This window comes from Acidovorax sp. Leaf191, assembly GCF_001424425.1.
Lineage (GTDB): Bacteria > Pseudomonadota > Gammaproteobacteria > Burkholderiales > Burkholderiaceae_C > Acidovorax.
In genome coordinates this window covers 210,516-235,609 of the sequence record NZ_LMPT01000020.1, presented here as the reverse complement: position 1 = coordinate 235,609, position 25,094 = coordinate 210,516, and the positions used below count along the sequence as shown (strand labels likewise).

Here is a 25,094-nt window from a genome sequence, read left to right as displayed (position 1 = left end):
GCCATGCTCCGCGCAGGGGCGAAGCCCCCACACCGTGGGGAGCGCGAGGGGCTGCGCTCAATGCAGCACCCGACCGGTCAGCGGCTGGCCTGCAGGCCCGTGGCCCAGCGCCTCCAGCATGAACAGCGGGACGGTTGCGTCGAAGGGCTCGCCCTCTTCGCCCACGCAATGGAAGGTGCCATGCATGGTGCCGCTGGCCGTGCGCAGGCGGCATCCGCTGGTGTACTGGAAGGATTCGCCCGGCTTGAGCAGCGGCTGGTGTCCCACCACCCCCAGGCCCTTGACCTCTTCGGTGTGGCCGCGTGAATCGCTGATGATCCAGTGGCGTGCAATGAGCTGGGCCGGCGTGTCGCCGGCATTGGTGATCGTGATCGTGTAGGCGAAGCTGAACACCCCGGTGTCCGGCGCGGACTGCTCGGGCAGGTACTCGGGCAGCACTGTCACGTCAAACTGGTACTTTGGCATGGCGGAATGGTAACCGTGGCGGCCCTTAAAACCCGCGGAAACATCCCGCAAATCGCCACAGGCCGCCCGCTTTGAGACAATCGGGGCATGAGCCGCACATTCCAAATCGCCCCCTCGATCCTCTCTGCCGACTTTGCCCGCCTGGGCGAAGAAGTGCGCAACGTCATTGCCGCCGGCGCGGACTGGATCCATTTCGACGTGATGGACAACCATTACGTGCCCAACCTCACCTTCGGCCCGATGATCTGCCAGGCCCTGAAGCCCCATTCCAAGACGGCCGATGGCGTGGCCGTGCCGATCGACGTGCACCTGATGATCCAGCCGGTGGACGCGCTGGCCGCCGCGTTTGCCGATGCGGGTGCCGACTACATCAGCTTTCACCCCGATGCCTCGGGCCATGTGCACCGCAGCATCCAGGCCATCCGCTCCAAAGGCGTGAAGGCCGGCCTCGTGTTCAACCCCGCGGCGCCACTGGATGTGCTGGACTGGGTGATCGACGACATCGACCTGATCCTGATCATGAGCGTGAACCCCGGCTTTGGCGGCCAGAGCTTCATCGACTCGGCGCTGCGCAAGATCGAGGACGTGCGCCGCCGCATCGACGCGACGGGCAAGGACATTCGGCTGGAAGTGGATGGCGGCATCAAGACCGACAACATCCGCCGCGTGGCGGATGCCGGGGCCGATACCTTCGTGGCTGGCAGCGCCATTTTCGGCAAGCCAGACTACAAGGGTGTCATCGACGCGATGCGTGACGCCTTGGCCAAGCCCTGAGGCGCTGAGCGCCTTCACCCATGGGGGACACACCCTTGGCCTGGCATCGCCAGCTCCACGAGTGCGAGGGTCCCGGCGCGCGCCCGCTGCGGCGGGCGCTTGCTATTTTATTGATAGCTATTGGCGCTGGATGGGCAAGCGGTGGTGCCCATTCTCATTCGGTTTTATGGAGCGCCGGAGCGCTTCTTACTTGGCCGGGATCACCGTGGTGGTGACCGATTCACGCAGCACGCCACCGCCGGACACGGAGCCGCTCACCGACGACGACTGGGTGCGGCGCACGCACTCGGCCTGCTCGGCTGCCGTCTGGAAGGCCTCGCAGCGCTGGGTGGTGTTCTCCGAAGCGGCCGGGCCGGGGTTGCTCAGCTGGCCCTTGCGCGACGCGTCCAGCGCGTTGTTGGCTTCACGCAGGCAGGTCGCCAGCGAATCCTGGGTGTTGTTCGTCATGCACTTCTCGCGCTCTTGTTCGTAGCGGGCACGGGCGTCGCCCGAAGGGGCTGGGGCTTGTGCCATGGCCGTGGCGGAAGCCGCCAGCAGGACAGCGGTGAGGGCGGGGGTGATGAAAGCGAAGCGGGGCATGAGAAGGTCTCCTTGCGCGGTTGTGACAGGGCGCACCTGGGTGCAGTGCAATCCTGCAGCGTAGGGCGCGTGCCTTTGCACCGCTGTCGGACGGCACGCCCCGCCGCCGTGCGCGCAGGTGCCTTCTCTGCCACCGTGGCGGGTGTGCGAAACCGGCCTCAGCCCAGGCGCTGGAAGGTCAATGTGAACGCCACGCCGTCCTCCGTATTGCGCGCATTGACGGTGCCGCCCATCTTGGCCATGTAGGTCTTGGCCACGAACAGGCCCTGGCCCCGGTGCTCCGAGCCACCCGGCGGTACGGGCAGGCTGGGGTCGGACACGCCCAACTCGAAAATGCGCCCGAGCAAGTCCTCTTCGATGGTGGAGCCCTGGTTGTGCAGCGTGGCGCTGGCCGTGGACTCGGACGCCTTGAGCGTGAGCGTGATCGCGGTGCCCGCCGGGCGGTAGCGGTCTGCGTTGCCCAGGATGTGGGTCACCACGTCCTCCAGCGCGAACTCATCGGCGCGCACGACCACCGGGCCCGTGCCGCCCTGGTAGACCACGTTGCCGATGCCCGCGAAATGCGCGTTGTCGGCCACGTGGCGCAAGAAGGCGTCCAGGTCCAGCCGGCCCTGCGGCAGGTCGGCGGCCTGCAGCGCCTCGGCCGGTGAGGCCGTGCCGTACAGCACGTGCACGGCCTGTTGCATGCGCTGCACGTAGCGATGCCCCGGGTCGCCAGGCCCGCCGTGCAGCACCATGAGCGACTGCAGCGGCGACATGATCTCGTGGCCCACGGCGTGCCACATGTCGCGCTCCTGCTGGGCGCGCAGCTGTTCGCGCTGGATGTCGTCTTTCACGCGCTGCAGCAGGTCGGCCAGGCCGCCAGCCAGGATGCCCAGCTCGTCCGAACCGCGCAGGTCCGACACATCCAGGTCGCCCAGGCGTGGGCCGATGTGGCCGTCCTGCACGTTGTACGAGACGGCGGCCGCGCGCCGCGTCAGCGCGGTCACGCGCCGCAGCAGGCCGACTTCCACCGCCAGCCAGGCCAGCGCGATGGCCGCCAGCATGGCCCCCAGGTACCACGACATGCGCGTGGCCACGACCGCCAGGCCCTGCTCCACGCCACGCAGGTTGCCGGTGAAGGTGACGGCGTAGTTGCCCAGCGGTGTGTCGAGAATGTCGAGCCCTGCGGGCACCTCCTGCACCTTGGCTTCGCCCGGGCCCTGCAGGTCCAGCGGCAGCCAGCTGATCAGGCGGATCAGCCACGGCGCCGTCGGTCCCGCCTCGACTTCGGTGCCGCGCAGCGTGAGGGCGTCCTGCTCGCTGCTGCCCAGCTTGCGGATCTGCACCTTCTCGCCCGGCAGCAGCGAACGGGCCACGTCTGCCAGCGACGCTGCAGGCTGCGCGCCGGGCGTGTTGCTGTCGAACAGCGCAGGCGTGCGGGTGGGGCCGCTGCCGGCGTCGGCCGCAGGGCCCAGCATCTCCACCCGCACGCGCATGCTGCCCAGGTCCTCGGGCGGCCAGACCAGCGGTTGCTTGCCGAACAGCGCCTCGCGAAACAGCTCCACGGGCAGGCGGATCGAATAGAACGTGCGGCGCAGGCAGCCGGGCGCGGTGCCCGCCGGGTCGCGGCACGCATTGCTTTGCCACAGCCAGCCGCGGAAGTCGCGCACCGGGCGGGCGCGCACGTCGAGCGTCTCTTCGCCCACGTCCGCAAAGCCGGTCAGCCGGCCGCGGGTCTGGATGCTGCCTTGCGGCGGCAGCGCCTCGAACGGCGCCACCCAGCGGGACGTGGTGCCGCGCATGTCCAGCGTGACCCGGGCGCGGTGCACGGCGGCCAGGTCCAGCGCGCCGCGTTCGCGCGGCACCAGCTCGCCCGCATAGAAGCTGCCCACCAGGTAGATGAAACCGCCCGCATAGGGGTTGTTGCCGATGGCCGCGCAGGCCGAGGCGCCGTCCGGGTACTGCACCGCGCAGCCCGCCATCTCCACCGCCTGCTGGGCCTTGTTCTGGTCGTCGAAGTCGATGGCCGCATAGGGCAGCAGCAGCGGCGCCAGTGGCGTGGCGCCCTGGCCCTGGATGTGTGCGTTCAGCAGCGCCAACTGGCCGGACGGATGGCGCAGGCGTGCCATCACTTCGGACTGGCTGCGCTTGAAGCCATTTTGGTAGCTCTGCCAGGCGCGCTCCTTTTCCTCCTTGAGCAGCACCACGCTGAGCGCCACCGTGGCCGCTGCCAGCAGCAGGAACACGCTGCGCACGAGGATGCGCAGGCGAAACGCCGGCAGGCCCAGGCGGGGCATCTCGAGCCGCGGCATCTCCAGCGCCGGGCGCCGCAGCAGGCGCTTCATTGCCAGCTCCCCCCATCAAAGGCACTTGGCACGGCAGATGGCGAATGAACAGGGCGTGGCCTAGGCCTGGGTCGCCGCGCAAGGGTCGCCAAGCTGCCCGGGCGGCGCTTAGCTTGCGGGCGCTGGCGACGTCCCACTTCCCGAATGGCGCAGCCAGTCGAGAGAAGGGGGAAGCGGCGAAGCCGCTCAGGGGGATGCTTCACTGCCTTACCCAACGGAAGCCGCGCATGGGGACGTTCTCGATGCCTTCGAACGACGGATCGACCTCGCGCAGCGCCTCGCGGATGGTGCTCACATGCTTGCGCACGTTGTCGCGGTTGCGGCCGCTCTTGACCACATCGAACAGCTCGTCGTACGACACGACCTCGCCGCTGCGCTGGTGCAGTGTGGCCAGGATGCGCTGGGCGGTCAGCGGCAGGTTGATGCGCTCGCCGCGCCAGGTGGGGGTGCGCTGCCACAGCGGGTCGAGCACCAGCGCGTCGCCTGGCGCCGCAGCGGGCGCGGCCTGGGCGGGGGCGGTCTGCGTGGTGCGCAGGATGTCGAGAAAGGTCTCGATGAAGTCGGCCTCTTCGAAGGTCGTCTTCTGCAGGTAGTCCCACGCGTCCAGCGCTTTCATGATGCTGCGGTAGATGGCCGCGGGCATGGCCGACACCACCAGCACGGGCGTGCCCTGGCCGAGCTTGTTGATGGCGTTGATGAGCGCCACGCCCGCATGGCGCTCGCGCCCCAGTTCGATGTCCAGCACCACAGCGTCGTAATGCTCGCGCGCCAGGGCGGCTTCGGCGTCGTCGCGGGTGAACCACTGGTCGATCACGATGCCGCTCTTCGCACTGGCAATCCAGCCGGCCAGCTGGTTGCTGGTGGGCAGGTCGTCTTCGATCACGGCGATGCGTGCCATGCGTGCGTTGGGGGTCATGAAAGCGCTTTGCAGTGGTGGTGGCCGGATTATCCCGGCGCGCCACCGGGGCCGGTGTGAGTTTTTCTTCCGGGGCAGGAGCAATTGCTCGGCCGGCGGGCGGACTCTGGGCTGTGGTGCGCGTTGTTGCTTCCGGGTGTTCTCCGAAGAATCACCTACCAATGAACAGCCCGCAGGTTGTTCAGGCCAAGACAACAAATTCAACCCGTCCGAGAGAGAGAGAAACACCATGAAATTTACCTGGAACCGCATCGTCCAAGCCCTGCGCGGCCGCTCCGCCGCCGCTGACGCAGCCCTGGACGCTCAGTTCGACAGCGCGGTGGGGGCCGCAGCGGCCAATCCCTGGGCTGCCGAAGACCGCCGCCCCCTCCGCTGGGCCTATTTGCTGCCCACGGCACGCACCGTGCGTTGGCTGGCCCTGGGTGCAGTGGTGGTCGCTGCGGGCGTGGCGGTGGTGCGCAACCCGCCGGTGCGCCATCTGGACCAGGGCGAGCTGGGCCTGCGCACGAACCAGTTCACCGGCTCGGTCACCCAATGGCGCGACGGCGGCGTGTGGGTGCTGCCCGGCGTGCACAGCGTGCGGGTGCTCTCCCTGCGCGACCAGAGCTACCGCCCTGAAGCCATGCGCCAGGCCACCGGCAGCGCGCCCCTGCAGTCGGTGGAAGGCCTGTCGTTCGGCCTGGACCTGAGCGTGCGCTACGCGCTGGACCCGGCCTCCAACGCCGTGAAGTCCGGCAACCTGCCCGACGATATCGATGGCGACATCGTGGCCCCCGCGGTGCAGGGCCTGGTCTACAAGGTGTTCGCCCGCTACACGGTGCGGGAGATCTTCTCGTCCAAGCGTGCCGAGATCGCACAGATCATCGAGACCGAGCTGCGCACCCGCCTTGCGGCCGATGGCGTGGTGCTGCGCAGCGTGCAGATCGGCAAGGTCGACCTGCCCGCCGAATACCGCCGCGGCATGGACAGCCTGCTGGCCGAAGAGCTGGCCTCCGAGAAGATGCGCTACACGCTGGAGCTCAAGGACAAGCGCGTGAAGGAAACCGAGCTCGACGCATCGGCAGACAAGGTCCGCCGCGAAGTGGCCGCCGAAGCCGCAGCGCGCGAACAGGTGATCGCCGCGCGCGCCCAGGAAGAAGCCATGAAGCACGTGCTGCCCTTCAAGCAGCGCCAGATCGAGCAGCGCCAGCTGGAAGCCGAAGCCGAGCGCGTGGCCCGTGTGAAGGCCGCCGAAGGCAACGCCCAGGCCCGCCGCATCGAGGCCAACGGCGAGGCCGACGCCCGCCAGAAGCTGGCCGAAGCCGAGGCCTACCGCATGGACCGCATCGGCAAGGTGAACGCCGAGCAGATGGCCCGCGAGGGCGCCCTGGTCACGCGCCACCCGCTGCTCATCCAGAAGACGCTGGCCGACAAGCTCTCCGACAAGATCCAGGTCATCATCGCGCCGCCGCCCACCAATGGCGACTTCATCGGTGCAGCGCTGCTGGGCGGCAACCGCAATGCCCAGGCCGCTGCAGCCCAGGCTGTTGCAGGCTCCGGCGCCGACGACGCATCCGCCACCCCCGCCACGGAGCAATGAACATGTTGCGCACTCTCTTCACGCTCATCACGGCCATCGCTTCGGCGGCCACCACGGTGGCCACCGCTGCCACCGCCAGCGTGCCCACCGGCGCGGCGGCCAGCGCATCCAGCAGCGCACCTTCCAGCGACTTCGGCTGTGCCATCGTGGTGCAGGACCAGGCCAGCCTGCGTGCCGCGCCGCGCGACTCGGCCCAGCAGCAGACGCTGCTGTGGCAGGGCGAGGTGCTGGAAGTGCGCGGCGAGCGCATGGACTACCTGCAGGTGTGGGACCACAAGCGCGAGCGCGGCGGGTTCATCCGGGCCAGCGACGTGCGCCGGGTCTCGCTGACCGAGGCCGACGGCCCCGCGCTGCTGTCGGTGCTGCGCTTCGTGCGGGACACACCCGGCTCCGAAGCGCTGGGCATCGGCCTGACCGCCGCCTACCTGCAGGCAGCGCCTGCGGCAGCGCTGTCGGGCGAGCGCGGTGCGCAGGCCCTGGATGCCCTGGGCACGTTCGCCGACCGGCTGGCGCGCAGGGCATCGCTGGCACCGTCGAGCACGGCGGCAGGCAAGGCCAACGGCGCCACGCTGTCCGCACATCTCGACGTAGCCAACGGCTACGGCGTGCGGTTCACCACCTACGAGGTCGAAGGCCGCATGCAGATCTGCTACGACGGCGAGGCCTTCCGCCGCGTGCTGGCCATGCCCTCGGCCGACGCCGACCAGCGTGCGCGTGCGGCGCTGGCGCTCACGCGGCCCGAATGCACCAACCCCGACCTGCCCGCCCACGAACGCGCCAAGCTGCAGGACTGGCAGGCCCAGTTGCTGGAAAAAGTCGACGTGGCCGGCCTGCCCAGCTACCTGCGCAACCGGGTGCAGATGCGCCGGGCGGGGCTGTGGAGCGCCGTGGCCTTCCAGCAGGCGCGCAAGGACGGCGGCCCCGCCGCGGGCGCTGCCGCGTCGCGGGCCCTGGCGGAGTTTGCGGGCGTGAGCCGCAACGATCTGCCGGACGAAGACCAGGTTGCGTACAACGACGCCGCCATGCGCGTGAGCGCGGTGCGCTGGGCGCTGGTACCCGCCGCCGCACCGGTGGCCGACGCCAAGCGGCCCGCCGTGGTGGTGCAGCCGGGTGCGACCGGCGAGAGCTGCGTGCTGCTGGTGGACGCGCAGCACGGCGCCAAGGACCCGCTGGTGCGTCGCTGCACCTACGGCGTGGTCTGGGCGGCGTCCGCCACCGTCAACCGCGAAGGCACTGCCGTGGCCCTGGCCGTGCAGCCGCTCGAAGGCTGGCGCGAGCTGTGGGTGATGCGCAAGGCGGGCGATGCCTGGGTGGTGGACGTGCTGCCCCCTGCAGCCACATTGCCCGAAACCGGCTATGCCGAATTCGCCGGCTGGGTCCCCGGCGGCCAGCAGATGCTGGTGGCCCGCGAGGCGCGCGGCCAGGGCCGCTACCGCAAGAGCTTCGAGGTGGTCCGCATCGACGGCCTGGCCACCGAACGGGTGACGGGTGACGTCGCATCGCTGCCCTTGTTCCAGCGCTGGCAGGACGCAGGCTGGAAGCGCCAGACGCTGAGCCTGCGTTGAACGCAACGCTCGCCTGCTGATGCTCAGCGGGGGAGCGGGCGTTTCTACAGCCGGCTGTAGCAGGCCGACGCCGGCAGGGTGTCGAGCGCTGCGGCCACACGGGCCAGGGTCGGCAGGATGGACGGGTTTTCATCTCCCAGCAGGCACAGCGTGTTCTCGCCGCGCTTGGCCCAGATGGCCTGGCTGGTCAGGCCCGTGATCTGCCGGAAGGTACCCCAGTTGGCCGCCACGCTGGCGTTGGACTCGGAGCGCGAGAACGCCACCTGGCCCAGCGACGTGCCGCCCAGCACCGTGCCGGCACCCGAACACTGGCTGTTGCCAAAGAGCCGCAAGCCCTGCACGTGCGAGAGGGTGGTGCCGTTGACCTGCACGGGGCGCAGGTAGTTGCGGGCCCACTGGCCGCCGCCCGCGGCCACGCAGCTGTTTTGCTGCCACTCGCCCAGCAGGCCGGCGATCCCCGCGGTGATGACCGGGCCCGTGTCGCCACCGCCCGTGCCGGCCGCGCAGTTCACCTGCACATCGGCGACGGGCGCCGTGGCGGTGCCGCTGCCGTTGGCCACCTTGCAGTTTTGCCCGGCCGGTTGTGTGGCTACCTCGACCCGGTAGCCGGTGGACGGCTGGGCGAACTGGAAAGCACCGTTGGCGTTGATGCGCAAGGCATCGCCGCCGTTGTTGTTGAGCACCAGCTCGGTGTTGGCGGCCAGCCCGGTCACCGTGCCGCCGATGGCATGGGGCGCCGCGCCGCCGGTATCGTCGTCGCCCCCTCCACCGCAAGCGGTGAGCAGGGCGGCGATGCAGGCGACCACGGTCAGGCGTGGCATGAAAAGAAAGGTGGCAGGTGCAGTGCGCAAAGTGAAACTCCCCAATGAATGGCTTCACGCACAGCGCATGAAGTGGGGCGATTGCAGCGCACAGGCCCTGCGGCTTGAACTGGCTGTTCTTACAGGCCGACCAGCCCCTGCATGAGCGCCTTGACGATGGCGTGCTGCCGGCTGTGGCAGCCCAGCTTGGCCATCGCATTGCTGAGGTGAAAGTTCACCGTGCGCTCGGCGATGTTCAGCACCAGTCCGATCTCCCACGACGTCTTGCCCGCAGCCGCCCACTGCAGGCATTCGCATTCGCGCCGCGTGAGAACCGGCTCCTGCTCGGCGTTCGCACGCAACATGCGCAGCACCGCCTCGTGCGCATGCGCCGCCAGTGCGGGTATCAAGGGTGCCGTGTGCAGCACCAGGTCCTGGGCCTCGGCCACGGGCACATGGCGCAAGCTCAGGCACAGTAGGCTGAAGCGTCCGTCCATGCTGTGCGTGGGCGCGTAGATGCCCGCGCGCACGCCGAAGTCGTGGGCCTCCTGCATCATCTGCGCGGCGCGGGGGTGGTCGTACAGGTCGGCGCTGCTCCAGCGCTGCGGGGTGGTGTGGCGCGCGCAGTGGTGCACCCGCGGGTCGACCTTGTAGTAGTTCTTCTTCAGGTAGTGGCTGTGCCACTTGTCGGAGATCACCGAGGTCGAGTCGACATGCAGCCCGCCCTGGCGCGAGTAGCTTTGAAGGCCCTGCACGATGCTGTCGTAACCCAGTGCCTGGCCGACGCTCGACAGCAACTGCGTGAGCTCCTGCGGCGTGCGCACGCTGTGGAATTGCTCCAGGGAGTGAAGGTAGCGGGGCAGCGTGAGCATGGCCGGTGTTCTATCCAATCGCAACGAAGCACGCACCTGGCAGATCTGACAGGGCGCATCCGAATCGTAGTCTTTCTGGCGGTGAGCGGGGCGCCATCCTGGGCAGTCGCCGCCAGCGCATGGCGTCGCCGTGTGTGCTGTCTGCGCCTCGGCACGTTCCACCCATGCAGAGCCCCAGTACCGCAGATCCTGCTGCCCCGAGCCTGCCATGCGGCGCTGGCGCATCCAGTCCAGATGGCGGCCTACACACCCCGACCGCTGTCCGCCTACGCGCTGGTGCCCGGCGGTCGGSGAGCCTATGGGCAACCAAAACGGAATGGTCCGGTTTGAAACTGGCTGTTCAGCCGTCGTCCATGCAAAGCCTTCAATACCAATGCTTTTCGAGCCAGTTGCTGGTCTGCGATAGCTTTCGGGCGTTGACTTCGTGCCAGAAGTCCTGCCCCCGCGCCGTCTCGGCCGCCAAAGCGCAGCAAGTGCTGTCGGGCTCCACAGCCGCACCTGCAGAGGCTGCGTCTGTTTCGGCCGGCGACGCCAAGCCGGTGATTCCCCTGCACGGGTAGCAAAGCCGGCGGCTCAGTCCGCATGGGGTGTCCGAGGGCGGCGCCCCGTTACCATCCAAGGCATTTTTCACTTCATCGTGCTGCCTTGAACTTCCTTCCCCTGAACCAGAAACAACTGGACGCTGCCATCGTCGATCTGGACGGCACCATGGTCGACACCATGGGTGATTTTGCCGAGGCCATCAACCGCATGCTCCGCGATCTGGACCTGCCGTCCATCGAGGCTGCGCGCATCGAGCCCATGGTGGGCAAGGGCTCGGAGAACCTGCTGCGTTCGGTGCTTCAGCACGTCCTTGCGCAGGATGACAAAGCGCAGGCTGCGATCCCAATCGACGCGCTGTACCCCGCTGCGTGGGATAGCTACCAGCGGCACTACCTCGCCATCAATGGCCAGTACTCGGCAGTCTACGCGGGCGTGGTGGATGGTCTGCAGGCGTTGCGCGCCGCCGGTCTGCGCCTGGCCTGCCTGACCAACAAGCCCACGGACTTTGCCGTGCCGCTGCTCCAGGCCAAGGGGCTCGACGGCTTCTTCGACCATGTGTTCGGCGGCGATGCGTTCGAGCGCAAGAAGCCCGACCCCTTGCCGCTGCTCAAGACCTGCGAGGCCCTCGGTACGTCACCGGCGCGCACGCTGATGGTGGGCGACTCCAGCAACGACGCGCAGGCCGCACGCGCGGCGGGCTGCCCCGTGGTGCTGGTGACCTACGGCTACAACCATGGCCAGCCGGTGCGCGGCGTGGATGCTGACGGTTTTGTGGACTCCCTGGCCGCGCTGCGCTAGCGTCTTTAGATCCTCAATGCCCGCGCCCGGTGATCGATCGGGGCTGCTGGGCCAGCCAGCGTCACGCCGGGAGTTGCCTCGGCGCAGCGCCGCTGCGGTAGCCCAGGCGGGCGCCGCCCGAAGGTGTCGAGGGGTCTGCAGTGGCCGACCGCGTGGACGCTCCCGAAGTGCCCGAAGTGCCCGAAGTGCCCGAAGTGCCCGAAGTGCCCGAAGTGCCCGAAGCACCCGGCGCCAGGCGGAACACCGCCACCGCATCCACCAGCAGCCCTGCCTGCGTCTTGAGGCTGTCGGCCGCTGCCGCGCTTTGCTCCACCAGCGCCGCGTTCTGCTGCGTGGTCTGGTCCATCTGCGTGATGGCTTCCCCCACTTGGGACACGCCCTGGCTCTGCTCGCCGCTGGCCGCGCTGATCTCGCCCATGATGTCCGTCACGCGGCGGATGGCGCTGACCACCTCGGTCATGGTGGCGCCGGCCTTGTCCACCAGCACGGTGCCGCGCTCCACGCGTTCCACGCTGGTGCTGATCAGGGCCTTGATCTCCTTGGCGGCCTCGGCGCTGCGGCCGGCCAGGCTGCGCACCTCGCTGGCCACTACCGCAAAGCGGCATTCAAAGCCAGGATGTTGGTCTGAAAGGCAATGCCGTCGATCACGCTGATGATGTCGGCGATCTTCTTGCTGCTGTCGTTGATGCCCTTCATCGTGTCCACGACTTCGGCGACGACGTCGCCGCCCTGCACGGCCACGGTCGACGCGGTCATGGCCAGCTGGTTGGCCTGGCGCGCGTTGTCCGCGTTCTGGCTGACGGTGGAGCCCAGCTCCTCCATCGACGCGGCGGTCTGCTGCAGGGCCGACGCCTGCTGCTCGGTGCGCGCCGACAAATCGTTGTTGCCCGAGGCAATCTCCGCGCTGGCCGTGGCCACGCCTTCGGCGCTGTGGCGCACGTTGCCCACGATGGTGGCCAGGCGGGCCTGCATGGTGGCCAGGGCCTGCAGCAGTTGCCCGGTCTCGTCGTTGCGGCCGGTGTCGATGGGGTGGGTCAGGTCGCCGTCGGCGATGTTCTCGGCGGCCCGCTGGCCGCGCTGCACCGGCCGCACGATGGAGCGGGTGACGGTGAAGGCCAGCAGCGCGCCCAGCGCCACGGCCACCAGCGTGCCCACGCCCAGCAGCACCTGGCTGGCCGTGGCCAGCGTGCCGGTGTCGGCCTGGCCCTCGGCCAGTTGCGTGGCCATGGCCTTGCGCAGGTCGTCCAGGGCCTTGAGGTATTTGTCCGCCAGCGGCCGCAGGTCCTTGTCCACGAGGGCCGGCACATTGGGCTCGCCGCCGCGGTGCAGTTCGCGGATCTCGGTCAGCTTGTCGTTGTAGGCCGTGCGGGCCGTGGCGATGGCCGCCAGCAGCGTGCGTGCCTGCTCGCCCTGCGCCAGCGCCTCGATGCGCTGCACCTTGGTGTCCATGCCCTTGGCGGTGGCCGTGGTGTCGGCCGTGAGCTTGTCCATGTAGTCGCGGTCGATGGCCTTGAGGAAGGCTTCGGTGCGCACCCAGTTCAGCCGGATGTCGGCCGCCCAGTCTTCCACCAGCAGTTGCTGTTCGATCTCCTGCGTGGCCACGCGCTCGCTCGCGCGGTGCAGGCTGCCGATGCGCCACATGCCCATGGCGGCGATGAGCGCGGTGATGAGCAGGATGGCGGCGAACGAGGCGCCCAGCCGCAGGCCGACGGAGAGGTTGCTGAATTTCATGGTGGTGTCCGGCGCAGAAGAGGTCTTCGTGAAAGGCGGGAGGTCGTTGCGTTGCAGACAGCTCGTTCCGGGGCGCGGGTAGCGGGGAGGAGGCTGCGGCCCGCCGCGCTGCAGGGGATGTGCAGTAGCGGGTCGGTGTAGGTCAGTACGGGGCCGTGGGTGGTGCGGCGCTGTAAAAAAACGCTGCATGAAGGTTACGCGCCGGCAGTGCCGGCATCTGTCGGCCGCGCGACAAGAAGTGGCCTCATCGCGTGGGGGTTTGCCCGGGGCTTGACCCGGACCCTCTGGCGTGCAGTCAGCCCGCGGGCTTGCCCAGCATGGCGTCCTTGAGCTTCCAGTCCGCGGGCGCATTGCCCAGCCAGATGCCCATCAGCGCGTTGAAGAATTCGGGCTCCTTGAAAGGCTCGCCCTGCGGCTCGCCCTTGACGGTGATCACGGTGCCGGTGCCCGGAATCCAGTCGATCATGAACTGGTCGCCCGCGCGCAGCTTCTTGTGCTCCGAGAAGATCTGGCTCATGCGCAGCACGCCCGGGATGAGCTTGGAGAACGCGGCCTTGTCCATGTTGTCCTCCATGCCGCGCGAGAACAGCTTGCCCAGCTCGGTGGAGTCGATCTCGCGCAGCATGGTGATGCTCACGCGCTTGGGGCCCTTGAGGGCTGCGACTTCCTGCGGCGACTGCGCCTTCTTCTCCAGGTACAGGCCCGCGGTGTACACCTTGAACACGGCCTTGTAGCGCACGCCTGCGCCATTGAGCTGCAGCGTGCTGCCACTCACGGTCGCGGTCTCCGCGTACTTCACGTCGGCCACGGTCACGGGCTGGGCGATCGCGCTGGCCGCCAGTACCCAGGCAGCCAATGTCACCGCGCAACGCTTGCAGAACTTCATGCGCAACTCCTAAAAAAGAACGGTCGTTCGTTTCAAATTGTTGCTGTGCTCGGCTTTTGCCGCAACAGGGTTTTCGATTGGTTGCGGCGTTGTAGGGAGGCCCGTCGAAAATGGATCGGCAAAAAACCTTTGCTACACTTTGGCCCATGTTCATTCACCACGTGTTCATCACAGGTTGCAGCGACCGGGGAGCCTGGCCCTGGCGTCCGCCTGTCTGCCTGAACGCCTGATGGCACCTGGGCTCTTGCCCCAGCGTGCACCCGTGGCCCTCGCCCTGCAGCCTGCAGCGGCAGGCCGACCGAATGGACCGTAGCGCCCCGTTGACCTATTTGCTTGCTCACAAAGCCGGGACACGCGCTGCGAAATGCTGGGAGCTCTCCCCGTGATCACAGAACTTGAATTCAAAAGCCTGGCCGGCGAAGGCTACAACCGCATTCCGCTCATGGCCGAAGCCTTTGCGGACCTCGAAACCCCTCTTTCCCTGTACCTGAAGCTCGCGCACAGCAAGGACGGCGGCAAGCACAGCTTCCTGCTCGAATCCGTGGTGGGCGGCGAGCGCTTCGGGCGCTACAGCTTCATCGGCCTGCCGGCGCGCACGCTGCTGCGCGCCAGCGGCTTCGGCGCCAATGCCAAGACCGAGGTCGTGACCGACGGACAGGTGGTGGAGTCCGCCGCGGGCAACCCGCTCGACTTCATCGAGGCCTACCAAAAGCGCTTCAAGGTGGCCCTGCGCCCCGGCCTGCCGCGCTTTTGCGGCGGCCTGGCCGGCTACTTCGGCTACGACGCGGTGCGCTACATCGAAAAGAAGCTCGAAGACACCTGCCCGCCCGACACGCTGGGCTGCCCCGACATCCTGCTGCTGCAGTGCGAAGAACTCGCCGTCATCGACAACCTGTCGGGCAAGCTCTACCTCATCGTCTACGCCGACCCGGCCCAGCCGGAGGCGTATTCCAAGGCCAAGAAGCGCCTGCGCGACCTCAAGGAGCAGCTCAAGTATTCGGTGAGCGCGCCCATCGTCAAGCCCACCGAAAGCCACCCCGCGCAGCGCGACTTCTCCAAGGCCGACTACCTCGCCGCCGTGGACCGTGCCAAGGAGCTGATCGCCGCGGGCGATTTCATGCAGGTGCAAGTCGGCCAACGCATCCACAAGCGCTACACCGAAAGCCCGCTCTCCCTGTACCGCGCGCTGCGTTCGCTGAACCCGTCGCCGTACATGTACTTCTACGACTTCGGCGACTTCCATGTGGTGGGCGCCAGCCCCGAGATCCTGGTGCGCCAGGAGAACACGCCCGACGGCCAGAAGGTCACCATCCGCCCGCTGGCCGGCACCCGGCCCCGCGGTGCCACGCTGGAGAAGGACAAGGCTGCCGAGGTCGAGCTCATCAACGACCCCAAGGAGCGCGCCGAGCATGTGATGCTGATCGACCTGGCGCGCAACGACATCGGCCGCATCGCCAAGACCGGCACCGTGAAGGTGACCGAGGCTTTTGCCATCGAGCGCTACAGCCATGTGATGCACATCGTGAGCAACGTGGAAGGCATCCTCAACGACGGCATGACGGCCATCGACGTGCTCAAGGCCACCTTCCCGGCCGGCACGCTCACCGGCGCGCCCAAGGTGCATGCGATGGAACTCATCGACCAGCTCGAGCCCACCAAGCGCGGCCTGTACGGCGGCGCCTGCGGCTACCTGAGCTACGCGGGCGACATGGACGTGGCCATCGCGATCCGCACCGGCATCATCAAGAACGGCACGCTCTACGTGCAGGCGGCGGCCGGCGTGGTGGCCGACTCGGTGCCCGAGCTGGAATGGAAGGAAACCGAGCACAAGGCCCGCGCCCTGCTGCGCGCGGCAGAACTCGTCGAGGAGGGGCTGGAATGAGCAACGCGACCCATACCGCCGACGCAGGCACCGACGTCACGGCGCAGGCCATCGGCAAGGTGCAGCACTGCACCACCATGGCCGAGGTGCGTGCGCGCATCGACGCGCTCGACGACGTGCTCGTGCCCTTGCTCGTGGAGCGCAGCGGCTACATGACGCAGGCCGCGCGCATCAAGCAGAGCGACGCCCAGGTGCGCGACGTGGCCCGCATCGAGGCCATCGTGCGCCGCGTGCGCGCCGCGGCCCAGGCCGAAGGCGGCCAACCCGACCTGATCGAAGCCATCTACCGCGGCATCATGGAAGCCTCCATTGCCTACGAACACCGCGAGTTCGCGCGCCTGCGCGCCGGGCACGCCAGCGACGCGGCCGCACCACAGACCGCAGGGAGCGCAGCATGAAACTCTTGATGGTCGACAACTACGACAGCTTCACCTACAACATCGTGCAGTATTTCGGCGAACTGGGTGCCGAGGTCGAGGTGTTCCGCAACGACGAGATCACCCTCGAAGGCATCGCGCAGCGCGCCCCCGACCGCCTGGTGATCTCCCCCGGCCCGTGCTCGCCCGCCGAGGCCGGCATCTCGGTGGCGGCGATCCAGCACTTCGCGGGCAAGCTGCCCATCCTGGGTGTGTGCCTGGGCCACCAGAGCATCGGCGCAGCGTTCGGCGGCACCATCGTCCGTGCGCAAGAGCTGATGCACGGCAAGACCAGCGTCATCACCACCACGCAGCAGGGCGTGTTCGCGGGCCTGCCCGAAAAATTCACGGTCAACCGCTACCACTCGCTGGCCATCGAGCGCGCCGCGTGCCCCGACGTGCTGCAGGTCACTGCCTGGACGGATGACGGCGAGATCATGGGCGTGCGCCACAAGGAGCTGGCCATCCAGGGCGTGCAGTTCCACCCCGAGAGCATCCTCACCGAACACGGCCACGCGATGCTGAAGAACTTCCTGGAGCAGCGCGCATGATCATCGAAACGCACCAGTTGCTCATGTTCATCGCGGCCGGCTGGCTGCTCAACCTCACGCCCGGCCCCGACGTGCTCTACATCGTCTCCAACGCGCTGCGCTCCGGCACACGTGCTGGCATCGTGGCGGGCCTGGGGATCACCGCCGGGTGCTTCGTGCACATCTTTGCCGCTGCGGTGGGCGTGGGCGCGCTGCTGGCCGCATCGGCCACGGCGTTCACCGTGCTCAAGTGGGTGGGTGCGGCTTACCTGCTGTGGATGGGCGTGCGCATGCTGTTCTCCAAGGCATCGGGCGACGGCGGCAGCGGTGCGGCGATTGCCGCAGCCCAGGCGGCCCCGGCTGTTCCAGTCTCGCTGCGCAGCATTTTCATGGGCGGCTTCTGGACCAACGTGCTCAACCCCAAGGTCGCCATCTTCTTCCTGGCTTTCGTGCCACAGTTCATTGCGCCGGGCACGGACAACAAGGCGCTGGCCTTCGTGCTGCTGGGGGTGCTGTTCAACGTGAATGCCATCCCTGTGAACACGGCCTGGGCGCTGGCGGCGGGCTGGATGGCGCGCCGCGTGGGCGCGGTGCAGCGCGGCATGCACTGGCTCGACCGCGTCGCGGGTGCGATGTTCATCGGCTTCGGCCTCAAGCTGGCGTTCTCAGACCGCCCGGCGCCCTGAAAACCTAGAGACGGAGACCTCTTCCCATGTCCATCACCCCTCAGGAAGCGCTGCAGCGCACCATCGAGCACCGCGAAATCTTCCATGACGAGATGCTGCACCTGATGCGCATGATCATGAGCGGCGAGCTGTCGCCCGTCATGACCGCGGCCATCGTCACCGGCCTGCGCGTGAAGAAGGAAACCATCGGCGAGATCACGGCGGCCGCGCAGGTCATGCGCGAGTTCTCCTCCAAGGTCCACGTGCCGGACAGCAAGCACCTGGTGGACATTGTGGGCACGGGCGGTGACGGCGCCAACACCTTCAACATCTCCACCTGCTCCATGTTCGTGGCGGCGGCGGCCGGTGCCAAGGTCAGCAAGCACGGCGGGCGTGGCGTCTCCAGCAAGAGCGGCAGTGCCGACGTGATGGAGGCGCTGGGCATCCACATCAACCTCAAGCCCGAGCAGATCGCGCAGTGCATCGCAGAGGTGGGCATCGGCTTCATGTTCGCACCCAATCACCACCCGGCCATGAAGAACGTGGCCCCGGTGCGCAAGGAGCTGGGCGTGCGCACCATCTTCAACATCCTGGGCCCGCTGACCAACCCGGCGGGCGCGCCCAACATCCTGATGGGCGTGTTCCACCCCGACCTCGTGGGCATCCAGGTGCGCGCGCTGCAGCGCCTGGGCGCCGAACACGCCATGGTGGTCTACGGCCGCGACGGCATGGACGAAGTCAGCCTGGGCGCGGCCACCCTGGTGGGCGAGCTGAAGAACGGCCAGATCACCGAGTACGAAATCCACCCCGAGGACTTCGGCATGTCGATGTCCAGCAACCGCGCCTTGAAGGTCGAATCCCCCGAGCAGTCGCGCGAGATGCTGATCGGCGTGCTCAAGGGCGAACCCGGCGCCGCGCAGGACATCGTCTGCCTGAACGCGGGCGTGGCGCTGTATGCGGCCAACGTGGTCGACTCGGTGCCCGCAGGTCTGGCCAAAGCGCGGGCCGCGGTCGCCTCCGGCGCAGCGCTGGCCAAGCTTGAGCAGATGGTCACGCGCACGCATGCGCTTGCGATGTAAACGCGTCGGTTTTCTGATCGATAGTGGTGAATGAGCGCGGTTGAACGACCCTTGCCCCGCCAACGCACTTTTGAGGCGTGGGCGACTGCTGTGCAACAGCAATCCCGGGTGTGGCTGCCTCTTGAGCTTCCAGGTCAGAACCGGGCTTTGGTTGTGTTTTCCGCCTTGGTCCCTTTGGGCTCGTCACTCTGGCTCTTGATGCTCATGTCGGTAGAGGTGCCGTGGAAATGGGCGCTAGTGTCGGGACTGGTCGTTGGATGCGTATTTGGCGGTGCATTTTTTGCGTCGAGACGTGCTCAGCGGCGCCGTGAAAGCTGCGGATGGGCGGTCGATTTTCAACAGCGCAAGTTCAACCCGGTTGGGCTGCCGGAGTTGTCCCCGATCGAGGTCGGGCCTGACTACAGTCTGGGTTGCTACCCAGGTGGCGGTGGCGATGATCAGGGAATGTCTTTCCAGTTGGAACTTCGTCATGCGCGTAAAGGGCCTGTGGCTTCACTCACCGTGATCCACATGCGCCGCTGTGGTCCGGCAGAACTGAGAGTTCTTGATCGGTGCTTGAGCCACATGGCAGAGAGGCTTGGCATACGGCGATCGGGCGCGCCGCTGTCGGTGCAACACCACCCCACGCGAACCGTTCGCAAATGACCATGCACCGGCGCGCCTCAAAACTCTGCTTGCGGATCGCCGCTCTTGTTTCTTAAATTTTTGAAGGTTCAATTCATGTCCGACATCCTCAACAAGATCGTGGCCGTCAAGCACGAAGAAGTCGCCGCGGCCAAGAAGCGCATGCCGCTGGACGCCGTGCGCGCCGATGCCGAGAGCCGTGTGCTCACGCGCGACTTCGAAGGCGCGCTGCGCGCCAAGATCGCCAAGGGCCAGGCGGCGGTGATTGCCGAGGTCAAGAAGGCCAGCCCCAGCAAGGGCGTGCTGCGCGCCGACTTCATCCCCGCCGACATCGCGCAGAGCTATGCCGACGGCGACGGCCAGGTGAGCGCGGCCTGCCTGTCGGTGCTGACGGACAAGCAGTTCTTTCAGGGCAGCGTGGATTACTTGAAGCAGGCGCGTGCCAGTTGCCAGCTGCCGGTGCTGCGCAAGGACTTCATGGTCGATGCGTACCAGATCTACGAGTCGCGGGCGATGGGCGCCGACGCCATCTTGCTGATCGCGGCCAGCCTGGACGACGCCCAGATGGCCGATTTCGAGGCCATCGCGCGCAGCCTGGACATGGCGGTGCTGGTGGAGGTGCATGACGGCGCCGAGCTGCAGCGCGCGCTCAAGCTCAAGACGCCGCTGGTGGGCATCAACAACCGCAACCTGCGCACCTTCGAAGTCACGCTGGACACCACCCTGGGCCTGCTCAAGGACGTGCCTGCGGACCGGCTGCTGGTCACCGAGTCCGGCATCCTGAAGCCCGACGACGTGAAGCGCATGCGCGATGCCGGCGTGCACGCGTTTTTGGTGGGCGAGGCGTTCATGCGCGCGCCGGAGCCGGGTGAAGCGCTGGCACGGCTGTTCGCCTGATTCTACGTTTGCTCCAGATTTGATAGCTTGTTGCGCTTGTCCATCAAGCGGTAGAGGCCTTTTTGACCATGAATGACGCCGCTGCGAACCCCACCCAACTGCAGACCGCCGACCCCGCGGACTGGCCTGTAGCACCCGGCTGGCAGCCGCTGGTCGATGACTTCTTTGCCGGCGCGCGCGGCCAGTCGCTGCTGGCGTTTCTGCAGTCGCGGCTTGATGCGGGTGCGGTGATCTTCCCACCCCGCCCGCTGCGCGCGCTGGAGCTCACACCGCCGGACGAGGTGCGCGTGGTCATCCTGGGCCAGGACCCGTACCACGGCCGCGGACAGGCCGAGGGGCTCGCGTTCTCGGTGGCGCCGGGCGTGCGCCTGCCGCCCTCTCTGCAGAACATCTTCAAGGAAATGCAGCGCGACCTGGGCGTGGCCTTCCCACCGTTCCCGCAGCCCGGCGGCAGCCTGGTGAAGTGGGCAAAAAACGGCGTGCTGCTGCTCAACACCGGCCTCACGGTGGAAGAGGGCCAGCCCGCTAGCCACGCCGGCAAGGGCTGGGAAGCGCTGACCGACGCAGTCATCCGCCACGTGGCCGAGGGCGAGCGGCCGGTGGTGTTCATGCTCTGGGGCTCGCACGCGCAATCCAAGCGCGCCCTGATCCCCCAGGACCGCGGGCACCTGCTGCTCATGTCCAACCACCCCTCGCCGCTGTCCGCCCTGCGCCCGCCCGTGCCCTTCATCGGCAATGGGCACTTCGGCCAGGCGCGGGACTTCCGGGCGCAGCACGGCTATTGAGGGGCCGGGCAGCGCACCGCCCTCAAAGGCCCCGCGCACGGGTTTGTGCGGGCGACTCGCCGTAGCGCTCGCGATAGAACGCCGAGAAACTGCTGGCCGTGGCAAAACCGCAGCCCAGCGCAATCTGCGCGATGCTTTGCGCGCTGCCCTGCAGCAGCAGCCTGCGGGCATGGTCCAGCCGCTGATCGCGCAGCCACTGCATCGGCGACTGGCCGAAGCGGCTCTGAAACGCGTACTGCAGGGCCCTGACCGACAGGCCCCCCAGCTCGGCCAGCCCGCCGATGGTGAACCGGGCCCCCGGGTCGGCCAGCATGGCATCGCACACCCTGTCGATGGCGCGCCGCTCCCGCAGGCTGCCCGCGCGCGGCAGCGGGGGGGCGGCGGTCAGCCAGTCGGGCCTGAACAGCAGGACCAGCTGGCGGTACACGAAGTCCTGGAACCCGAGCTGGTGCAGAAGGTGGATGTGGTCCGCGTGCAGGTTGATGGTGGCGCCGATGTGGCGCGCCAGCGCCTCCAGGGACGGCCCGGTCGCCGCGGTGAGAAAGCGCGCGTGGCCGCAGTCCAGGTCCACCGGGTGGTCGGGCTCCAGCCCCCGCAGCGCCCGCGCCGCCGCGTGCAGCGCCTGCGGATCGATCTGCATCATGAGCACGTTCTGGTCCTGGCCGACAGCCTCCTGCGGGCCGGAGCCCACCGGAACGAACAGGCACCGGGTGCCGTTCAACTCCAGCGTGCGGTTCTGGATGCGCAGCCGGTTGTTCCCTTGCAGCTGGAAGGCGACGGACGTGCGCGTGTTGTCGGACACGGACACCCGCAGCGATGTGAACGACGCAGCCATCACCGACATGCCGGGCAGCAGGATGGACGCGGTCCGCCCCGCAAAGCTCCCGTCGCGCGGCTTGGCATCGCAGTCCTGCAGCCGGGGCCACAGCGGCAGCACGGCGGCTCCGAATGCGGCCGGGGCGGAGAACGTCACGCAACGGTCGTCGCCGAAGAGCAAGGGGGTGGTACTGGCGTGTGAGGCAGGGAGCAATACCGCTGAATGCAAGAGGGTCGGTGCGTGAAGAGGCAGTGCCTGGGGTGTCAGGCCCGGTCCTCGGGCTTCGCAGTGTACCGCCGAGCTGCGCAGTCAACAGCGCCCAACGCACACGCATGATCACACTTTTGCGTTAAACGCGCAGGCAATTGCGCGAATCGTGTATACGCACGGGTAACCCCTTACGGACAATCCCGCAAGGCCGGGGGCACCGGCAGCCCCCGCGCAGCGCGCAGAGCACCCCCGCTGCGCTGCCGTCAACCCGGAAAAGGAAACGTCGTCGTGCAATGGTTCAAGAAACTCACGGTGGGAAGCAAGCTGATCGGAGGCTTCCTCACTGTCGCGGCCATCGGCGCGCTGATCGGTGGCAACGGCATCCAGAAGTCTTCGCAGATCAATGACCTCGCCCAGCTGATGTACGAGCGCGAGATCGCCGGCATGCTGCACGCCACCGAAGCCAACATCAGCCTCATCGCCGCGGGGCGGTCCATGCGCAGTGCGGTGCTGTCGGCCACCGAGCAGGAGCGCGCAAGGCACCTGCAGTCCGTCACGCGCCGCCTGACGCTCGCGCAGAGCGAGCTGGAGAGTTCCACCCAGTATTTCGTGAGCGACGCCGGGAAGGCGCTGGCGCGTGATGCCGGCACGGCGCTGCGTGCCTATGCCAGCGGACTGGACCAGGTGGCCGTGCTGCTGCAAGGCGAGGAGCTGAACAGCACCCGCGCCTCCATCGACAAGATGCAGGCCGTTCGCCCCCTGGCGGACCAGGCCGACGATCTGCTGGGCCAGCTGGTCGAGCGCAAGCGCGGCGACGCGAAGGCGTTGAACCAGGAAACCGATGCGATCTACGGCCACATCCGCGTGCTGCTGATCACGCTGACGGCCGGTGGTGTGCTGGTGGGCTTGTTCGTGGGCATTGCCCTGACCCGCAGCCTCACGCGGTCCCTGGGGGGCGAACCCGCGGATGTGGCGCACGCCGCCAACGCGATTGCCGCCGGCAATCTGTCGCTGCCGATCGATACCTCGCGCGCCGGTGCCGGCAGCGTGGTGGCGGCGATGCACGGCATGCAGCGCTCCCTGCGCGAGGTGGTCGGAACCGTGCGCGAGGCCAGCGACAGCATCGCCACGGGCGCGAGCCAGATTGCGGTGGGCAACACCGACCTGTCCCAGCGCACCGAAGAGCAGGCCAGCAACCTGGAAGAAACCGCCGCGTCGATGGAAGAGCTGACCAGCACGGTGCAAAGCAGCGCCGACGCTTCCCGCCAGGCGGCCGACCTGGCGCGCACCGCCAGCGCTGCGGCCCAGGACGGCGGCCGGGTGGTGGGGCAGGTCGTGACCACGATGCAGGAGATCAACGCCTCCTCCCAGCGCATCTCCGACATCATCGGCGTCATCGACGGCATCGCGTTCCAGACCAACATCCTTGCGCTCAACGCCGCGGTGGAAGCGGCCCGGGCCGGCGAGCAGGGGCGCGGCTTCGCCGTGGTGGCGGGGGAAGTGCGCAGCCTGGCGCAAAAGAGCGCGCTGGCGGCCAAGGAGATCAAGGGCCTGATCCACGACAGCGTGGGCCGGGTGGAGAAAGGCAGCCAGCTGGTCAACGATGCCGGCCAGGTGATGGGCACGCTGGTCACCCAGGTGCGCAGCGTGGCCGACCTGATCGGCGAGATCACCTCGGCGACGCAGGAGCAGACCGCGGGCATTGGCCAGATCAACGAAGCGGTGATCCAGCTGGACACCGTGACGCAGCAGAACGCCGCCCTGGTGGAAGAAGCCGCCGCGGCCGCGGACAGCCTGAACCACCAGGCACAGCAACTGGTGCAGGCCGTCGCCGTCTTCGACCTGGGCGATGGCGCGCCACGCGCCGCCGCCACGTCAGGGCACACGGTGCCTGCGGCGCCGCTGCGCACGGCTGCGGCCCTGCCGCGCACGCAGCAGCGCGAGGCCTCGCAGCCCGCGGTGGGCGCCGGCAGTGGGCGGGTCGCGCTGGCGGGAGACGCCTGGAAGCAGTTCTGATGGAGCTGGAGGGCTCGGTGGCGCGCGTGCCGGCTGGGTGCCGCTGCGCACCGCGGGCATGGAGACGGAAAGCGGCCCCATGCTGAAAAGGATTTCCGTGGAGCAGGCCGCGCCTGGCATGTTCGTTCACGCACTGGATGCGCCCTGGGTCTCCCATCCGTTCTGGTGCAGCCGGTTCACCCTGCACAGCGCAGACGACGTGCGGTCCCTGCGCCAGAGCGGCGTCGCGCATTGCTGGATCGATGTGTCGCGGGGCGCGGATGTCGCCGCCGGTGCTGCGCCCGGGGCTGAACTGCCCAGCACCCCCGCACAGCCCGGCCCGGTCGCCGTGCCGGTGGACAGGCCGCGCGCCGCACGGCCTGCCGGGGCCTCGGCCGGCGCCGACCCCCGGCGCGCCGAGCGGTTGGCGGCGCAGGCGCGCGATGCGGTCCGGGCGCTGTTCGTGCAGGCCCGCGCAGGGCAGGCGATCTGCCTGGACCACAGCCTGGCCATCGTGGACGAACTGGCGGCCCTGGTGGCCAGCCAGCCGGGCGCCCTGGTCGGCCTGGCGCGGTTGAAGAGCAAGGACGACTACACGTTCGCCCATTCCGTGGCCGTGTGCACGCTGATGATCGCCCTGGCCCGGCAGATCGGCATGGGGCCGGACCAGGTGAGGGAGGCCGGCATGTGCGGCCTGCTGCACGACGTGGGCAAGCTGCTGGTGCCCCGGCACATCCTGGACAAGCCGGGCAAGCTTACGCCTGAAGAATTCGGTGTGATGCAAAGGCATCCCCAGCAGGGCGTCGACATCCTGCGGCGCGGCGGCCATGTGCCGGACACGGTGATCGACGTCTGCCTGCACCACCACGAGAAGCTCGACGGCAGCGGCTACCCGCACGGCCTTGCCCGAGGGCAGATCAGCCTGCTGGCACGCATGGCGGCCGTTTGCGACGTGTACGACGCGGTCACCTCCGAGCGGGCCTACAAGAACGCCTGGGACCCGGCGATGGCCCTGGCCCGGATGGCGCAGTGGGAGGGGCACTTCGACCCCTCGGTGCTGCATGCCTTCGTGCGGGTCGTCGGCATCTATCCGGTGGGCTCGCTCGTGCGCCTGGCGTCCGACCGCCTGGCCGTCGTGGTCGAGCACAACCCGGGCGCGCTGACCGCCCCCAAGGTGAAAGTGTTCTTTTCGCTGCGCTCCCGACTGCACACCGAGCAGCGGGTGGTGGACCTGTCCCGGCCTGGCGAGGCGGACCACATCGTCGCGCGGGAAGACCCGCACGCCAGCGGGTTCCCGCGGCTGGCGCATCTGTGGCAGCCGCACTGACGCGGCGGCGCGCCGGGCGCCCGGCGGATGCC

The 25,094-nt window shown here is 68.2% G+C and carries 21 protein-coding genes and 1 pseudogene; 13 read left to right on the top strand and 9 right to left on the bottom strand.

What is annotated here, in order from left to right:
• Nucleotides 1-57: 57 nt before the first annotated feature.
• The gene (apaG, locus tag ASG27_RS21255; RefSeq protein WP_056420460.1) at nucleotides 58-465 is read right to left on the bottom strand and encodes a Co2+/Mg2+ efflux protein ApaG; all 408 of its coding nucleotides are present in this window, start codon (nucleotides 463-465) and stop codon (nucleotides 58-60) included.
• 87 nt (nucleotides 466-552) lie between these two features.
• Here apaG and rpe point away from each other — a divergent pair, with 87 nt between their 5' ends.
• On the top strand, nucleotides 553-1,239 hold the full coding sequence (rpe, locus tag ASG27_RS21250; protein ID WP_056420457.1) for a ribulose-phosphate 3-epimerase: 687 nt from the start codon (nucleotides 553-555) through the stop codon (nucleotides 1,237-1,239).
• Between the two features lie 186 nt (nucleotides 1,240-1,425).
• On the opposite strand, the gene ASG27_RS21245 is transcribed toward rpe, so the two are convergent.
• From ASG27_RS21245 to ASG27_RS21235, 3 genes are all read right to left on the bottom strand, one after another.
• A complete protein-coding gene (locus ASG27_RS21245; protein WP_056420454.1) occupies nucleotides 1,426-1,818 on the bottom strand; it encodes a hypothetical protein in 393 nt (130 codons plus the stop codon).
• Nucleotides 1,819-1,976: 158 nt separating this feature from the next.
• Complete coding sequence (locus tag ASG27_RS21240; protein ID WP_056420451.1) at nucleotides 1,977-4,145, bottom strand: sensor histidine kinase; 2,169 nt, start codon at nucleotides 4,143-4,145, stop codon at nucleotides 1,977-1,979.
• Between the two features lie 199 nt (nucleotides 4,146-4,344).
• The gene (locus tag ASG27_RS21235) at nucleotides 4,345-5,043 is read right to left on the bottom strand and encodes a response regulator transcription factor (protein ID WP_056420647.1); all 699 of its coding nucleotides are present in this window, start codon (nucleotides 5,041-5,043) and stop codon (nucleotides 4,345-4,347) included.
• A 247-nt stretch (nucleotides 5,044-5,290) separates the two neighbouring features.
• On the opposite strand from ASG27_RS21235, the gene ASG27_RS21230 reads away from it, so the two are divergent.
• Nucleotides 5,291-6,640, top strand: a complete 1,350-nt coding sequence (locus ASG27_RS21230) for an SPFH domain-containing protein (protein ID WP_056420447.1) — start codon at nucleotides 5,291-5,293, stop codon at nucleotides 6,638-6,640.
• Between the two features lie 2 nt (nucleotides 6,641-6,642).
• Nucleotides 6,643-8,205: a hypothetical protein gene (locus ASG27_RS21225; RefSeq protein WP_235504099.1), complete on the top strand. Its 1,563-nt coding sequence runs from the start codon at nucleotides 6,643-6,645 to the stop codon at nucleotides 8,203-8,205.
• Between the two features lie 44 nt (nucleotides 8,206-8,249).
• On the opposite strand, the gene ASG27_RS21220 is transcribed toward ASG27_RS21225, so the two are convergent.
• Nucleotides 8,250-9,026 carry a hypothetical protein gene (locus tag ASG27_RS21220; protein ID WP_056420445.1) on the bottom strand — a complete coding sequence of 259 codons (777 nt, stop codon included), beginning with the start codon at nucleotides 9,024-9,026 and terminating at the stop codon, nucleotides 8,250-8,252.
• 119 nt (nucleotides 9,027-9,145) lie between these two features.
• Nucleotides 9,146-9,877, bottom strand: coding sequence for a helix-turn-helix transcriptional regulator (locus tag ASG27_RS21215; RefSeq protein WP_056420443.1), 732 nt, complete (start codon nucleotides 9,875-9,877; stop codon nucleotides 9,146-9,148).
• Between the two features lie 645 nt (nucleotides 9,878-10,522).
• On the opposite strand from ASG27_RS21215, the gene gph reads away from it, so the two are divergent.
• Nucleotides 10,523-11,218 (top strand): phosphoglycolate phosphatase, encoded by a 696-nt coding sequence (gph, locus tag ASG27_RS21210; RefSeq protein ID WP_056420441.1) that lies wholly within the window; start codon nucleotides 10,523-10,525, stop codon nucleotides 11,216-11,218.
• A gap of 61 nt (nucleotides 11,219-11,279) precedes the next feature.
• Here the strand turns inward: gph and ASG27_RS21205 are convergent.
• Both ASG27_RS21205 and ASG27_RS21200 read right to left on the bottom strand, forming a co-directional pair.
• A pseudogene (locus ASG27_RS21205) lies at nucleotides 11,280-12,949 on the bottom strand (methyl-accepting chemotaxis protein).
• A gap of 295 nt (nucleotides 12,950-13,244) precedes the next feature.
• Entirely contained in the window at nucleotides 13,245-13,835 is a 591-nt protein-coding gene (locus ASG27_RS21200) for a chalcone isomerase family protein (RefSeq protein WP_056172460.1), read from the bottom strand.
• Nucleotides 13,836-14,217: 382 nt separating this feature from the next.
• Between ASG27_RS21200 and trpE the strand changes: the two genes are divergently transcribed.
• From trpE to ASG27_RS21165, 7 genes are all read left to right on the top strand, one after another.
• Nucleotides 14,218-15,717, top strand: coding sequence for an anthranilate synthase component I (gene trpE, locus ASG27_RS21195; protein ID WP_056420642.1), 1,500 nt, complete (start codon nucleotides 14,218-14,220; stop codon nucleotides 15,715-15,717).
• On the top strand, nucleotides 15,714-16,115 hold the full coding sequence (locus ASG27_RS21190) for a chorismate mutase (RefSeq protein WP_056420435.1): 402 nt from the start codon (nucleotides 15,714-15,716) through the stop codon (nucleotides 16,113-16,115). The genes trpE and ASG27_RS21190 overlap by 4 nt, the downstream gene beginning before the upstream one ends.
• On the top strand, nucleotides 16,112-16,684 hold the full coding sequence (locus ASG27_RS21185; protein WP_056420432.1) for an aminodeoxychorismate/anthranilate synthase component II: 573 nt from the start codon (nucleotides 16,112-16,114) through the stop codon (nucleotides 16,682-16,684). Before ASG27_RS21190 ends, ASG27_RS21185 begins: the two co-directional genes overlap by 4 nt.
• Nucleotides 16,681-17,349, top strand: a complete 669-nt coding sequence (locus ASG27_RS21180) for a LysE family translocator (protein WP_200912462.1) — start codon at nucleotides 16,681-16,683, stop codon at nucleotides 17,347-17,349. The genes ASG27_RS21185 and ASG27_RS21180 overlap by 4 nt, the downstream gene beginning before the upstream one ends.
• Before the next feature lie 26 nt (nucleotides 17,350-17,375).
• Nucleotides 17,376-18,407 carry an anthranilate phosphoribosyltransferase gene (gene trpD, locus ASG27_RS21175; RefSeq protein ID WP_056420429.1) on the top strand — a complete coding sequence of 344 codons (1,032 nt, stop codon included), beginning with the start codon at nucleotides 17,376-17,378 and terminating at the stop codon, nucleotides 18,405-18,407.
• 720 nt (nucleotides 18,408-19,127) lie between these two features.
• On the top strand, nucleotides 19,128-19,928 hold the full coding sequence (trpC, locus tag ASG27_RS21170; protein ID WP_056420426.1) for an indole-3-glycerol phosphate synthase TrpC: 801 nt from the start codon (nucleotides 19,128-19,130) through the stop codon (nucleotides 19,926-19,928).
• Between the two features lie 68 nt (nucleotides 19,929-19,996).
• A complete protein-coding gene (locus ASG27_RS21165; protein ID WP_056420423.1) occupies nucleotides 19,997-20,713 on the top strand; it encodes a uracil-DNA glycosylase in 717 nt (238 codons plus the stop codon).
• Nucleotides 20,714-20,735: 22 nt separating this feature from the next.
• On the opposite strand, the gene ASG27_RS21160 is transcribed toward ASG27_RS21165, so the two are convergent.
• Nucleotides 20,736-21,686 carry an AraC family transcriptional regulator gene (locus tag ASG27_RS21160; RefSeq protein ID WP_156370845.1) on the bottom strand — a complete coding sequence of 317 codons (951 nt, stop codon included), beginning with the start codon at nucleotides 21,684-21,686 and terminating at the stop codon, nucleotides 20,736-20,738.
• Nucleotides 21,687-22,028: 342 nt separating this feature from the next.
• On the opposite strand from ASG27_RS21160, the gene ASG27_RS27915 reads away from it, so the two are divergent.
• Complete coding sequence (locus tag ASG27_RS27915) at nucleotides 22,029-23,756, top strand: methyl-accepting chemotaxis protein (protein WP_082486051.1); 1,728 nt, start codon at nucleotides 22,029-22,031, stop codon at nucleotides 23,754-23,756.
• A gap of 79 nt (nucleotides 23,757-23,835) precedes the next feature.
• Nucleotides 23,836-25,062: an HD-GYP domain-containing protein gene (locus ASG27_RS21150; RefSeq protein ID WP_082486059.1), complete on the top strand. Its 1,227-nt coding sequence runs from the start codon at nucleotides 23,836-23,838 to the stop codon at nucleotides 25,060-25,062.
• Nucleotides 25,063-25,094 lie beyond the last annotated feature (32 nt).

Bases quoted from the DNA above. Each gene is read 5' to 3' on its own strand.
- apaG (WP_056420460.1), bottom strand. From the start codon at position 465: ATGCCAAAGTACCAGTTTGACGTGACAGTGCTGCCCGAGTACCTGCCC.
- rpe (WP_056420457.1), top strand. From the start codon at position 553: ATGAGCCGCACATTCCAAATCGCCCCCTCGATCCTCTCTGCCGACTTT.
- ASG27_RS21245 (WP_056420454.1), bottom strand. From the start codon at position 1,818: ATGCCCCGCTTCGCTTTCATCACCCCCGCCCTCACCGCTGTCCTGCTG.
- ASG27_RS21240 (WP_056420451.1), bottom strand. From the start codon at position 4,145: ATGAAGCGCCTGCTGCGGCGCCCGGCGCTGGAGATGCCGCGGCTCGAG.
- ASG27_RS21235 (WP_056420647.1), bottom strand. From the start codon at position 5,043: ATGGCACGCATCGCCGTGATCGAAGACGACCTGCCCACCAGCAACCAG.
- ASG27_RS21230 (WP_056420447.1), top strand. From the start codon at position 5,291: ATGAAATTTACCTGGAACCGCATCGTCCAAGCCCTGCGCGGCCGCTCC.
- ASG27_RS21225 (WP_235504099.1), top strand. From the start codon at position 6,643: ATGTTGCGCACTCTCTTCACGCTCATCACGGCCATCGCTTCGGCGGCC.
- ASG27_RS21220 (WP_056420445.1), bottom strand. From the start codon at position 9,026: ATGCCACGCCTGACCGTGGTCGCCTGCATCGCCGCCCTGCTCACCGCT.
- ASG27_RS21215 (WP_056420443.1), bottom strand. From the start codon at position 9,877: ATGCTCACGCTGCCCCGCTACCTTCACTCCCTGGAGCAATTCCACAGC.
- ASG27_RS21200 (WP_056172460.1), bottom strand. From the start codon at position 13,835: ATGAAGTTCTGCAAGCGTTGCGCGGTGACATTGGCTGCCTGGGTACTG.
- ASG27_RS21190 (WP_056420435.1), top strand. From the start codon at position 15,714: ATGAGCAACGCGACCCATACCGCCGACGCAGGCACCGACGTCACGGCG.
- ASG27_RS21185 (WP_056420432.1), top strand. From the start codon at position 16,112: ATGAAACTCTTGATGGTCGACAACTACGACAGCTTCACCTACAACATC.
- ASG27_RS21180 (WP_200912462.1), top strand. From the start codon at position 16,681: ATGATCATCGAAACGCACCAGTTGCTCATGTTCATCGCGGCCGGCTGG.
- trpD (WP_056420429.1), top strand. From the start codon at position 17,376: ATGTCCATCACCCCTCAGGAAGCGCTGCAGCGCACCATCGAGCACCGC.
- trpC (WP_056420426.1), top strand. From the start codon at position 19,128: ATGTCCGACATCCTCAACAAGATCGTGGCCGTCAAGCACGAAGAAGTC.
- ASG27_RS21165 (WP_056420423.1), top strand. From the start codon at position 19,997: ATGAATGACGCCGCTGCGAACCCCACCCAACTGCAGACCGCCGACCCC.
- ASG27_RS21150 (WP_082486059.1), top strand. From the start codon at position 23,836: ATGCTGAAAAGGATTTCCGTGGAGCAGGCCGCGCCTGGCATGTTCGTT.